This is a genomic window from Bdellovibrio bacteriovorus (assembly GCF_041888015.1).
Classification (GTDB): domain Bacteria; phylum Bdellovibrionota; class Bdellovibrionia; order Bdellovibrionales; family Bdellovibrionaceae; genus Bdellovibrio.
The window spans coordinates 73,477-86,271 of the sequence record NZ_CP168968.1; the positions used below are offsets into that span (position 1 = coordinate 73,477).

The 12,795-nt window shown below is 46.5% G+C and carries 11 protein-coding genes; 8 read left to right on the forward strand and 3 right to left on the reverse strand.

The window, feature by feature from the left end; translation table 11 throughout:
• Nucleotides 1-2 precede the first annotated feature (2 nt).
• Nucleotides 3-581 carry a trypsin-like serine protease gene (locus ACES2G_RS00380; protein WP_374000983.1) on the forward strand — a complete coding sequence of 193 codons (579 nt, stop codon included), beginning with the start codon at nt 3-5 and terminating at the stop codon, nt 579-581.
• Nucleotides 582-596: 15 nt separating this feature from the next.
• Here the strand turns inward: ACES2G_RS00380 and ACES2G_RS00385 are convergent, their stop codons facing one another.
• Together ACES2G_RS00385 and ACES2G_RS00390 are read right to left on the reverse strand one after the other, a co-directional pair.
• Entirely contained in the window at nt 597-2,543 is a 1,947-nt protein-coding gene (locus tag ACES2G_RS00385) for an adenylate cyclase (RefSeq protein ID WP_374000984.1), read from the reverse strand.
• Nucleotides 2,527-4,563 (reverse strand): hypothetical protein, encoded by a 2,037-nt coding sequence (locus tag ACES2G_RS00390; protein ID WP_347358786.1) that lies wholly within the window; start codon nt 4,561-4,563, stop codon nt 2,527-2,529. Before ACES2G_RS00390 ends, ACES2G_RS00385 begins: the two co-directional genes overlap by 17 nt.
• 118 nt (nt 4,564-4,681) lie before the next feature.
• Between ACES2G_RS00390 and ACES2G_RS00395 the strand changes: the two genes are divergently transcribed.
• Both ACES2G_RS00395 and ACES2G_RS00400 read left to right on the forward strand, forming a co-directional pair.
• Entirely contained in the window at nt 4,682-5,089 is a 408-nt protein-coding gene (locus ACES2G_RS00395) for a DUF333 domain-containing protein (protein ID WP_374000985.1), read from the forward strand.
• Nucleotides 5,090-5,092: 3 nt separating this feature from the next.
• Nucleotides 5,093-6,202 carry a C1 family peptidase gene (locus ACES2G_RS00400; RefSeq protein WP_347358784.1) on the forward strand — a complete coding sequence of 370 codons (1,110 nt, stop codon included), beginning with the start codon at nt 5,093-5,095 and terminating at the stop codon, nt 6,200-6,202.
• 22 nt (nt 6,203-6,224) lie between these two features.
• Here ACES2G_RS00400 and ACES2G_RS00405 read toward each other — a convergent pair whose 3' ends face one another.
• A complete protein-coding gene (locus ACES2G_RS00405; protein ID WP_374000986.1) occupies nt 6,225-7,358 on the reverse strand; it encodes a hypothetical protein in 1,134 nt (377 codons plus the stop codon).
• Nucleotides 7,359-7,791: 433 nt separating this feature from the next.
• Here ACES2G_RS00405 and ACES2G_RS00410 point away from each other — a divergent pair, with 433 nt between their 5' ends.
• The 5 genes from ACES2G_RS00410 to queF are packed head-to-tail and all read left to right on the forward strand — an operon-like array spanning nt 7,792 to nt 12,715.
• A complete protein-coding gene (locus ACES2G_RS00410; RefSeq protein ID WP_347358768.1) occupies nt 7,792-8,259 on the forward strand; it encodes a nucleoside deaminase in 468 nt (155 codons plus the stop codon).
• A 57-nt stretch (nt 8,260-8,316) separates the two neighbouring features.
• The gene (locus tag ACES2G_RS00415) at nt 8,317-10,356 is read left to right on the forward strand and encodes a hypothetical protein (protein ID WP_374000987.1); all 2,040 of its coding nucleotides are present in this window, start codon (nt 8,317-8,319) and stop codon (nt 10,354-10,356) included.
• A 25-nt stretch (nt 10,357-10,381) separates the two neighbouring features.
• Complete coding sequence (locus tag ACES2G_RS00420) at nt 10,382-11,677, forward strand: hypothetical protein (RefSeq protein WP_374000988.1); 1,296 nt, start codon at nt 10,382-10,384, stop codon at nt 11,675-11,677.
• The gene (locus tag ACES2G_RS00425) at nt 11,674-12,162 is read left to right on the forward strand and encodes a hypothetical protein (RefSeq protein ID WP_374000989.1); all 489 of its coding nucleotides are present in this window, start codon (nt 11,674-11,676) and stop codon (nt 12,160-12,162) included. Before ACES2G_RS00420 ends, ACES2G_RS00425 begins: the two co-directional genes overlap by 4 nt.
• A gap of 40 nt (nt 12,163-12,202) precedes the next feature.
• A complete protein-coding gene (queF, locus tag ACES2G_RS00430) occupies nt 12,203-12,715 on the forward strand; it encodes a preQ(1) synthase (RefSeq protein ID WP_374000990.1) in 513 nt (170 codons plus the stop codon).
• The last annotated feature ends 80 nt before the right edge of the window (nt 12,716-12,795 follow it).

Here is a 12,795-nt window from a genome sequence, read left to right on the forward strand (position 1 = left end):
TCATGGCGAATCTTTGTACGGGTGTTGTCGTATCAAAAAGAATTGTATTGTCTGCTGCGAACTGTTTCAGCGACCAACTTGATATCGAACCTGTCCAAGTTGTGTTTCCAGGCAATAAAACTTATGTAGAATCAAATACTCTTACGGGTTCTGTAGAAATTCATCCAAAGTACGATGACAATGACGGCTCATATAATTTGGCAGTAATAAGATTGAACGAAGATATTCCGTCTCAGGCTCAGCCAATCGAGATTGGAGAGGTGGAAGATTTGGCCTCTTTAAAGAGAGTTTATACCGGAGGATACGGGCTTTTTTATGTTGTGAAACCAGCGGAGCTTTGGGAGCAGCAGATTCATTTTAGTATGGAAGATGGACTATTCAGATTTACGAGTGTAGATGGTCGTGAATCTTGCAAAGGCGACGATGGTGGCCCAATAGTTAGCGTCGATGAGGGAGGAAAAGCGCGACTTGTTGGAATTACGACTCTATCTCTATTAGACTGCACGGGCTGGAATTTAAACCATTTGCCAATGTATAAGGTTAAGGACTACTTGAGATTGTATCTTGCAGAGGCTGAGTAGATATATTGGCTAATTCTAGGCTATCTTACGCAGTAAGTCCTTCAGCATGGAATTGGTCTCATAAAAAATAGGGTCAGCATTTCTATAATGCTCCCCTAGCGACTTCACCACAAAACGACCACTAGCCTGGAAGAGAGGATTTTTGGAATCCAGATACTCTTTCAGCTTTTCGGTCAGTTCTTTATCTAAATCTCTTTTGCCACTGACTAGCAAGGCATCGGCCGAAACGCGGTTGTTTTTGGAATAAACAAAGCGTCGCAGGAAAGCGATGTCTTTGGCAAGATCCCCCAGCACGATAATGGCATTGGCTTGCACGCGATGATCTTTGTGTTCAAGGCAGGTACCTAGTTGTTCCAGCAGATTTTCTTTCACCAAGTAAGCAGGAACAAAATTCGAAGCCAAAGAAATCGCGGCAGACAGAACTTTGTCGTTGGCTTTTTGTTCTTTGTTGAGTTTCAGAATGTCGGCCAGGAACTGCGTAAAGCCATCAGCCTGAGCCTCAGTGCTCATTTTTAGTTTAAATGTTTTTAGAATATTGAAGGCTGTGAAGAATGTGCTGTCCTTCCCTGTTTCGAGTTCTTCGGTCAGGAAACTATAGGCGTGACAAAGATCTTCGTCGCTGCGGAAGTACGTCAGCAATGTGATGTCTGTGGCAAGAGCCTTCTCGACACTGGTGAACTCTTTGGCGCGATACAGAGTCGAAGGCTTTGAGAAGCCCTTAAGAAGGGTCTCTTTGGTATCCGCAATCGTACAGAGTTCTTGCAGAGATTCGGAGGCTTCTGCATAGAAAGTAGCGGAGCTGGAGGCCTTATCGTCCACCTGACTTAGAAGTCGTGCGGATTCGATCAGCGGCAAGCCACTGAGGGCAAAGCCTGAATCCTGATTCACAAAACGGATTTTACCTAATACGAAGCTTCCCTTTACTTTAAAGCAGTGATCTGCGCCCACAGGCAGAGAGTCTTCAATCTCTTGGGCGGCCTTAAAGACGCTGCGTAAGCAGGCCAAGGCCATAGCTTGGGAGTTTTGTGGGCCTTCTTTGATGTGAAAGACGATCTCATCGCCGACGTACTGATAGATCAATCCATTATAGCGTTCGATCAGCTCGCGCGCCTGGATAAAATAGGCGTTCATGATGTCAGTGACGTATTCGTCTTTCTTTTCCAAAAAAATCTGCGTATAGCCGTTCAGATCCACGCGGATCATGGTGCTTTGGAATGCGTAGGGTGCTTTTTTCCCGGACTTCATTTCGTGAAGAATCGCAGGAGTTAGCGAGTCGGAATAGTATCTGTTTTCATGTTCGAGATACTGCTTTGTGCTTTCATAGCTTTGTGTTGCCTTAAGAAGGGTCTGGCCTTCTTTGGATAGGGACTTTACCGAAGCAAGCTTTGAGCGATCGCGTGTGGAAAGGATCTTGGTGAGGTCGATGATATCCTTTAGGAATAAATAAACGATTAGTCCTACCATCAGGGTGACAATGATAAGCTCTTGAAGAATCATGCCTTTCATAAGCCAGATATTTTGTTTTAGAATCTCATTGCGGTCTTGGAAAACACCAGTCGTGAACCGATAGTCCATCAGTTTAACGGTGCGGAATGCTAATTGGTCATTCTGAAGAAGCTGATTGAATACTTGATAGTCAACGTTGATGCCTGAAAGATTATCAAAGTTGTTATACCAAGTCACAACGTCGCTGCCATTTTGCAGAATATAGAAATCAATTAAATGAATCTTGCGTGCATTTTCCAAACGGTCTTTTAAGAGATTGAAGTTTTCAGTAATTACCAGGGGTATGAATGACTCTTGTATAAACTGCATTTGAGTCTGACGGCGCAGGATCTCTTTTTCGGTAAGACTGCGAACGTTAAAGTAGAATTGAATAGAGCTCGAAACGACATATCCCAGCCAGAAGACGCCGACAATAAGAAGGATCAGGGATTTACTGCGCCTATTTTTGCCGAACAAAGCGATCTCCTTGATCGAGGAAAATCACCTCGCCTTTGCTGGCACCTATTGAATTGCCATAAAGGTCCAAAATGGTGATCTTTTGTGATTCAAGCTGTTTTTTGAAGTCAGGCTTTTGTAGCTTTTCTTTGGTGGTGCGATAGCTTCCATTGGAAATGAAGGTGACGACCTCATCCCGTGTTGTGTTGCCCGCACCAGCTTGCACGACAGGTTCTTCTTTCTTTGAAGAGGCCCTAGCCTTAGCTTCGATGGACGGGCTTACGGCGGCTGGTGATCGCGACGGTGCGGAGCCCCCGCCGCTCGTGTTTGGCGAGGAAGAGTCGAAGCCGCCACCAGAGTTGCCTCCAGATGAAGCGGTTGCTCTGGCAACTTCATTCTGCCCAGCCCCCGCACCGCCAGAGGTTTCTCTGAGCGTGCCAGTTTGGGCAGTTTTAGGGCCGGTAGCCTCCCTAGGCGAGGACGGTTTTACGGTGGCAGGTTGAGTGCTATTTCCGTCGAGAGTGATCTGTTCAACGATTTTTTCATCAGAACCGACGCTGTTGCGATTGAAAGCGGCGAAGGCATCTGACTTAGTTTTGCTCGAACCCGAGGATCTTGCTTTCTTGCCACCAGAAATATCAGAATCTGATGAAGTTTTGGAATCACTTGAAGCCAAGTTGCCTGAAGCGGTAGCTCGGGTATTCATGGCGCCGACCAGGTTGTTAGCGACACGTAGGACGCCACTGCTTTCAGAGGCTGACTGCACCAAGGCCTGCTGTGCCCCGGCTTCAGTTGCTGGTGGTGGATTGTAAATAGATTCGGACAGCTTTGGTGCTGTTGGAACTTGTGACTGAGCCACCGTCATTTCCATTGGAATGCTCGCGGAAGCTTTGGCTGCCGCTGTTTGGTTGGCGGTTTTAGGCGCCTCGGTAGGTTTTGATGTTACCGTTTGATTTTCAGAGGCTATGCCGCGCGTAGGTTCCTTTGTGGGGGCTATTGCGGTATCTGCCGTATTGGCTGAGGTCTTATCTGCAGCATTGTTGGTAGCTTCTGATATTGCTGAGTCTGAGATGACTTGATTTATCTCGAAAAAATTAGACTGCAGAGGAGCAGGGTTTTCAGTCTTTTCTCCAGCACAGAACTGTTCGACCACTTTAACCTGTTCTTCAGTTTTAAGGCCTGCGCGATGGAGAAGTTCGTGTTCAATTTTGCTTGCAGTCAAGACCTGGCCGACCTCGATTACACCGAGCCTCGCAATTGACTCTGGATCGATAAATATCGTTTTCGAATTTTCGTGGGTAGTCATTATGCTTGTCTGGCCCTTCAGTTTTTCGCACTTGACTAGGGGTCCATGTTTCTCGCTGTGCTGAGCAAGTTGGAGTCTTTGGAGCTTGAACTTTGTTGCAAGTAGCTTTGCCGCAGAGAAGCTCTGTCCTTTTGGGGAAATCTCTTTTGCGAAATCTTCTTTTTCCAAGCAAGATTCAATGGGAGCATTTGGAGAGAGAGCCTTATTCAAGGCGGTCGCCAGTCGTTGTGCGGCTTTTGGAGCGAGATTTTCTTTGCAGGACCTGTCTAACAGATGATTTTCGATATTCCCTGCTAAGTTCTGTTTGCCTAATTCTTCTGTGAAGGATTCAACTTTATCTTTAGTGTCCTTATCTTCACATTTTTCTTGTGGAAGATTCATTAGCAGAGGTTTGCGGATATTTGAACTTTTTAGGCGCCATTGATCTGCTTCCATAGCATATAGAAATGAACTAACTTCAAGCGCGCTTGTTAGTTGGCCTTGAAGAAACATTGGCTGGGAATCTTTGAAGCTGATGAGCACCTCTAAAGAACCTTTTTTGACATACCAAAGATCTACTTTGCCATCGAGATCGCTATCCACACGAATATCTTCGTAATCTTTATAGGCCACCACGAATTGCCCGACACGCTTCTGTGGATTGTAAATAATATTCTCAGGCCTCAAATACGTTTTACCTGGGGTTTGTGCCCAGGTTGATTGAAGCAAGAAGGTGATTGCGAGAATAATTTTCACGGCTTTTAAATCGGCAGAAACTAACGAATGGTTTACAGGACTTATTGCCAGCTCGCCAATAGCCTAGATTTAGGCGATAAACTTCCTTGTTTAGGCCATCCATTTAGAATGTATAAATATGAGACAACTTTTATCTTTATTATTCCTCTGCGCCATTCTGCTTTCTTTGGCAACGCATGCGGCCCCAAAGGCGCAGAAGTTGAAGCTTTATAGTCATACCAAGAAGAAGTACGAGGTCATTGCCGTGATCAGTCATCAAGGCCTGACCTTGTCAGCAAACTGCCAAAAGAACGGCAAAATGAATTGTGATGCCTGGAAAGCAGCACAGAAGAAGATGGCCCGGGAGGAAACTCCAGACGTAGGCGTCATTGGCAATCCTGCGGCTCGATACTGTCTGACGCAAAATGCGCTCAATCGAATTTTGAAGGATGAACAAGGTCGTGAGTACGACTATTGCGTGTTCCCTGATGGATCGGCTATTGATTCTTGGAGTCTTTTTAATAAACATTTTACGGAGAAGAAATAAATTATGTCGAAGATGGTTTTTGTTCTCCTATTCTTACTTTGTCATCAAGTCTTTGCGGCTCTTGGAATGGATCCCGTGCCTCGAGATTTACTTGCCGACAAGAGCACTGTGATTGAAGTCGGCAGTATGCCCCGAGTTCGCTCTCAAGATACATTTGGGATATGTTACTCATTCGTAGCTGCCACTCTATTAGATCAGGCGAACTGTGTTACCAAAGGTGTAGAAAGCTGTTCGAGTGTCCCGGACTCGGAAAAAAATTCTCCTCTAGATATGGCTCGTTATGGCTCTTTTCTCTCGGCTCACTCTGGCCTCGATTCTACAGATCGCTTTAGCTATATGGGGATAAACGAAGGTGGATCAGTGGCAGTAGCTTTGTATAATGCTCTTGAAGTTAATGCGACGGTTAAAGAGTCCTGTGCGCCATTTGATCACGTAGTAGCAAAAGCTCAGAGTCCGTTGGAAGTGCAGAAGTTAGAGCAAGCCATGTGGAAGAAGTTTAGAGATAGCTATGAGTCTTATCAGAAAAAGATCAAGGAGTGTGCTAATTGTGGTCTTGAATATGCAACTGCCAAGGCGCAGGAGCTCAGAGAGAACTATAATTTAAAAACGACTAATAAGGATATTCTCCAAGCCTTTGCTCAAGATACCTATGGAAAGTTTCTAGATCGTCTCCTAATTCCGGAAGAGTGCTGGGAGTCCGAAAACAATCTTACAGCAAAGGGCAAGTGGGAAGTAAAAGAGTATCCACAGAAAGGGAAGAAGTCAGACTATGCATCTACTATTTCTCAAATAAAGGAACTACTGACGAAAAGGCGTCCTGTCTCTGTGGGTTTTTGTGCTCAAGAAAAAGTATCCGTCAAGTCGATTGCAGAGTGTGGAAGTATAAAAGACGGATCTGGCAACATCTCTGGCGCAAATCACGCTGTGATCATCAAGGGTTATCGCAAGGTGTGCAGAAGTGCCAACGACTGCTATGAGGCCTTGCAGATCCAAAACTCCTGGGGAGAGTCCTGGCAGACTGCAAACAGTGATGGTTGGGTAGATGCAAAGACTTTGTTGGATCGTTCATTCTATGAGTGGGGTGCATTGACCTGGCTGGAAGCAAAGCAATAGGTCTTAAGCTCAGTCGGCACAACTATTCTATAATTGCGTTCTTCAGCCCATTGAGCTCGATAGTCCCAACTTTTCCGGGTTGGCCGACTTGTCCGGTGCGTCCTGGCTTGCCTGGGGCTCCGTCTTTTCCATTGGATGCTGGCTTACAGACTCTCTGCTGATCCAGGGCTCCTGCCTTGCCACCTTTGCCGCCTGCTTTTCCAGGGGCTCCTTGCCCCCCAAGTCCGCCCATGCCGGGCTTCAGCGACACTTTTAGCGTGAAATTAACATGATTGTCGATTTGAGCGAATAGATTGCCGGTGTCGCCACCGTCGGCTCCGTTTTCTCCGTCGACTCCATTGGGACCATCCTCACCATCTTCGCCATTTGTGGGCTGACTTACGCAGCGGAGATTAATGATTCCACAACGAGTTTGGCCGGAATAACGATCCTCTGTGCAGTCTTCGTCGCCATCCCATTCGCCGTGGTTACCGTCGTAACCATCGGTGGCTTTGCGAATGCCAATGAGGTTTTCGATTTCTAAACCGGAGCGTCCATTTTTACCTTTGGCACCAGTCAGATTGATCATCAGATAACCTGCGGCTTCTTTTGCCCTGATGACGATGGCGCCTCCCATCTTGTGTTGAGAAGAACCCCAAACCTCATTGCTGCTGAAATTCATGATCTTAGCATTAGGTCGCGCGAAAATTTTATTGGCCTCAATCGATAAAGGAAAACCTTTGGTTTGGACGATTGAATCGTCGTTCAGATAAAGCCTTCCAAGCTTCCAGTTGGTGTCTTTGTTTAAAACTACAGTATCAGAGATAACAAGATCTGACGGAGTCGGAATTTTTTTGATGGAATTCAAGACCATAACCCCATTGCTGTTATAGGCAATTAATCTAAAGTTGAGTTCACTTCCACCTAGCACGGAAATTAATATTGGGGTGCCTGCTGTTGTTTCAACGGGCTCATCATTAAGAACAAGGTGCACTGTTAGGCCATTCTTTTGGGGATATGTCACTTTAACGGAGTATTTGTTGGGGGCTTTGTCTTCAAGCAATTCGAAGGTGAAATCCTCTGCGGAGATCGTTTCCTTCTGAAGCTGTTCATTTTTCTTGCGTTCAAGCTCATCGGCAACGTCTTCTGCTGTGGGTGCTGCAGGTGTGCTCAACACTATGGCCGGCTTTATCCGGAAATGACATTAACTTTGCAGAAAAAAAGATTGAAGAAGGCGTCTTCTATATTATGGCGGAGGGGCCTCCAAAGACATCTGACGAGGCACTAATAGAAGCGCTTGCTCGGAAGTGCGCAGAAGTTACGATAGCTAACGGTTACCAGTACTATGCGCCCTATATCGTCGGTCAGCCGGGCGTAGGGACATTCGCAAACCCTGAGTCTAGGAAGAACATAAGAATCAGACGAAGCACGACCATTAAGTTGTACGCTAAGGAAGCGGCCCCACCCAACGCCACCGATGCCGCGGCTGTTTTAAATAAGTAGAAGCTTGTTAATGGGGTGGGTTTCATGAGCCCTCCTTAGATTTCTTTAAATACACCCCCCAACCTCAACTTGACTAAGTCCATGCGGCCCCATAAATTCGTCGGCTTATGAACAAAGAATTTATGTTAAGAGCCATCGAACTTTCCAGAAACAATATGAACGCGGGTGCGGGCGGTCCTTTCGGGGCTGTGATTGTAAAAGACGGAAAGATCATTGGTGAAGGTTGGAACAAAGTAACCTCTTCCAATGACCCGACGGCTCATGCAGAGGTTTCTGCGATCCGTGATGCTTGTGCGAAAAGCAATAACTTCGAACTGGCGGGTGCAGAGATCTATACAAGCTGCGAACCTTGCCCGATGTGCTTGTCTGCAATTTACTGGGCGCGTATCTCCAAGATTTACTATGGAAATACTCGCAAAGACGCAGCAGAGATCAATTTTGATGATGACTTCCTTTATCAGGAAATTCCAAAAGATCTCAAAGATCGCAAAGTTCCGATGATCCAATGTGCTCATACAGAGGCCTTGGAAGTCTTTAAAGAGTGGGACAACAAGTCCGACAAGGTCCCCTACTAAAGCCTAAGAAATAGTTCAGGACTCCTGCCCGGGAGTCTTCTTAGAGAGAATAAAGGAATGAAAGCACTTTCATTCCTTTTTCTGTTTTTGAGCGTTTTTTCCGTCGTATCTTGCCAGCACAAGGAAAAACAAATCCCCAGAGATATCGCCTCATTACAAGCCAGTGGTGGGATGGAAGGTATTTGGTTTTTGCAAGGTACGTCCTCCACGCGGGGCCCCTACAACGGGGAGCTGGAGCTTCGCAAATCCCATGACGGGACCTATGACGTTGTTCGTATCGTCACATATATAAATTATTTCTTTGATGGTCTGAAAGTTCAGGAGGTCTGGACTGGAAAGGCTGTTGCCACGGGCGAAACGCTGACAGTTTCTTACGATATTCGCCAAGGCGATTTTATCACCCGCCTGGGGGATCTGAAACGAGACCCTTCAGAATTTTCAGCCACTATCAATGTTGTCTCAAGATACGCGGTGACGCCCAATGGACTGGCGACTTCTTATGCGGATAAAAAAGTTTCTAACTACACAGAATGGATCACGACTAAGAGGGATCTGGAAGTAAAACCCCTGTGGGTGAATCAGCGTCAGCTGATGAGCGCGAAAGGACCCAAGATTCCTATCGTCGTGCGCGGAGTGATCAATCTTTTCAAAAAAGATATCGGTTATGAAAAAGATCCTCTGGTGAAGTCATACAAAAACAGGAAAGAGTACAAAGACGAAAATCCTTATATCGTCTTTGATCCCACAGATTTCGAATTCTATCGAAAAAACAAAGACGTCATCCGTGTTGTGAATAAAGTCGTGGATGATATCAGTATTACGGAAGCTGTTGTAAAACGAAATGCCTACGCACCGACGTTGGAAGAAAAAGCGCGCAGCTATGATCGCAATGCCCGCGACTTCCATATCAATGAAGCCGGAATCGTGACGCCATCCCAGATTGATGATCAGGGTCGTTTGGTTGCCTACAACCTTCATGGAGATGCCGCTTTGTGGACTGGGATGTACCTGGGGTCTCAGGCAATGCGCTATCAAGTGACCAAGGACAGCGAGGCCATAGACAACGTCAAAAGGACTTTGCGTGGATTGATCTCGCTTATGGAAATCACCGGGGACCCTCAGCAGTTTGCAAGAACTCTGGCTCTCTATGATCCGGTCAAAGGGCTTCCTGATTCAAGATGGCATCAGGGTAAAGGGAAATTCCAGCACCTGATGTGGCAAGAAGGTGGAAACAACGACATGGTCAAAGGAATCACTCATGGATTCCTTTGGGCAGGTTTGGTTTTGCCAAAATCTGAAGGTGAACTTTGGCGTGATCTTAAAGCCTATTCACGCAAGTTGATTGATCTGCAGGTTGTTTGGGATAAGCCGCAGAACAAAGCCGCAGCATTAGGGTTGGCGGCTTGGCTGACTAATGATTCTGCCTTTAAGGAAGAATACATCGGGTACTATGGAAAAATTAAGACCAAGCTGACGGGATACAGTTTCGATTCGACCTTCTATTGGCATGGCTCCGCAGATTGGAGCGGTATCAATCTTGGCCTGGTCGGCGATGTGACGGATATCACGATTGCGGATCTTTTGGGGCAGACAAAAATTCGCGACCAATTACGTGAACGTCTGATGGACGCTTGGGTGACCTATGCGCCAGCGCAAAGGCATTTGCAAACACTGGTGGCTTACGGCTTTGCTTATAAGCACGGAACACGGGGAGGAAACTTCCGCTCTGAAAGCAGTGATTCAAAATTTGCAGAATCCCTGAAGCAGGCGAACTGGGGTTTGCGAGAAATCCCCTATCCCCGTCCGAATCTGAATGTCAGTATTGATCATTCCTTAAGACCGGACTGGTGCATGTCGCCAATTCCAAGACTTTTCTGGAAGTCTTTGAAAAAGCCCGAACCACCGATCGATTACTTCTACCAGGGACTATATAATTATCCGGTGTTTGAGTTGCAGGCTTTCTCAAGCAACTTTGTCTGGAAGGATACGGCCTTCGGATATCAGCTTTCGCACGTTAAGGGCGAGGAAGAATCCGGTGTTGATTATCTTTATGCCTATTGGCTAGCAAAATATGTAGGTGCGAATAATGTGGATTAAGGGGATTTGTTCGTTTGCGATAGTTTTGAGTTTCGCAAACGTATCGTGGGCAAAGAAAGAGATCTTGATTCTTGGTGGCGGTGGCGAGCCCACGGGTGCCACAACTATCTTTGATAAGACGTTAACGAACTTGGGGACTTTCTCGAAAAGCTCTGGCTGGAAACCAACAGTTGTCTTTAATGGAGGCCATCGGACGACCGAGGCGCTGGCAAAACAGGCTGGTGGTGGCAAAAATATTTCAGCTACGACCGACAATCTGAATAAGCAAATTGAAGCCTTTAAGCAGAAGATCCAAAGGGGCGAGCTGCGCAGTGGTGATCAGCTGATGATCAGCGTGGCAACGCACGGCTTGGAAGCGGCAGCTCCTTTTGAAACCCATGCTGTGTCCTCCAAAAACGGAACCTTCAATATGGACCGCTTGAAAGCCTTAAGAGACCTTGCAGAAAAAAAAGGTATTCAACTGGCGATCATGGATTTTAGCTGTCATTCGGGGGCAACGCTGAAGCTGGGAACGGATAAGACTTGTGTGATCTCTGCAGCATCTGCCAATGTCGGGTACAACAATGCGGGTGAGGCTATTGCCGGAAATCTTAGAGCGGGTACAAATCTGGAGTTTGCGTTCCTGGGCGCACGTGCTTCGGAAAAAGCTCTTTCACCGGGGACGCCTCAGATTTCGACCGAGGCCGGCAGAAAGACATATCAGGCCACAGCATTTTTGTCTGATTCTATGAGAGAAAGAGCCTCTCTGGATATGTGGGCGGAAAAAAGTAAAAAAGCCGATGCCTGCAATCTGACGAACTCGTCCTATGCGAAGTTGGCGCGCGAACTAAAAGATATCAAAGATTCGCACGGAAGACTTGTGGGCATTCGTACACTTGTGGGTTTGCCGGATGTGGATCAATCCAAGGCGCAATTGCAAGCAGCGATCAAAGACTATGAGACAGCCAGAAATCAGGCTGTGAATACTCACAAGGCCAAAGCGGCTTTGGATCAAAAAGTTTGTATGGATCTTTTGCCGAAACAACAATACTGCGGAACCATGAGCCAATTTGAATACGGACACCAGGTGGTGAAAGAGCAGTATGCCGCCAAACCGACCCCGGCTTTGCGGGCCGAGCTTCAAGGGTATGAAAAATTCATACAGCGCGAGGACTTCGTGGACTGGCAGCAAACTTCCAAAACCTATGACAAGCAGTCACAGGATCTTTATTGGAAGGCAGAAAAAGTGGGTCGAGCTGAAAGAAAAATTTACGACGCTCTTTATACGCACTATTCGAAAGAATCCAAAGCTCCAAATCCATGCAGGAACTTTAAGCTATGAAAAACACAATGTGGAAAACTCTGTTTATAACTTTGATCACAGTCGTGTCGCTGGATGCCTTCGCCCAAGAAAGCTTTAAGTGCGGAGAATACGACATATCGGGTGTGGTTAAGAAGTCAGATGGGAAGTTCGTTCTAAAGCTCTATGAAGGCACCATGAGCGAAATCACCTTGTCATTGCCGGTGGATCTTGAGCAGGCGGTGCAGGTTTATGAAAATAAATCCGTGCTACTAAGGGCCAAGATGATGGCCCCGGTGAAAGATACTCAGGGGACTGTTCAGTCGCTTTTATCTGATGAGGAAGTCAAAAAGCTGTTAGGCCCGGACTCCCCGTATTCGGCTCGCTTCTTGCGCGATGACATCAAAGAGCGCGTTCCAGATCCTTTGCATCCAGATCTGGATTCAGGAATGAAGCTCACAAAAGAGACCCCTTGCGAAGGCGCGCGAGCACCGAATTCCAAGAAGCCGGCCAAGGCCAAAAAGTAGGATTGCTAAAAGCAGGAACTTCCTCTAAAAGGGCAGCATTATGAAAAAGAAAACTGGAAGAGACACAAAAGAACTGGCCGACTTTGCTTTGGGTGAAAATCAAACAAAGTACCCAGAGACTTACGCCCCAGAAGTGCTGGAAGCCTTCGACAATAAAAACCCTGGCAAGATTGCCTGGACAACTTTCGTGTGCACAGAGTTTACGTCTTTGTGTCCGAAGACCCGCCAGCCGGATTTTGCCAAAATTTTCGTAAACTACATTGCAGACAAAAAGATGGTCGAATCCAAATCTTTGAAGCTGTACCTTTTCAGCTTCCGCAATCACGGGGATTTCCACGAGGACTGCGTGCAAACCATCTGTGATGATCTGGTGAAGTTGATGAAGCCGAAATACATCGAGGTTATTGGCGAATTCACTCCTCGCGGAGGTATCGCGATTTATCCTTATGCCAACTATGCAGCGAAGGATAAGTTCTTCCAGGATCTGTATAAGAAGCGTATGAGCGAGTATGCTCCGGGCAAGTATTCTATGGAGCTTTCCAAGCTTTATTAAGGCGGATTTTGGACGCTCTTAAAGACGGGCGTCCAAAATATAGACAGCCGAAATTCAATAAATTAAGGTCTCACAATTGG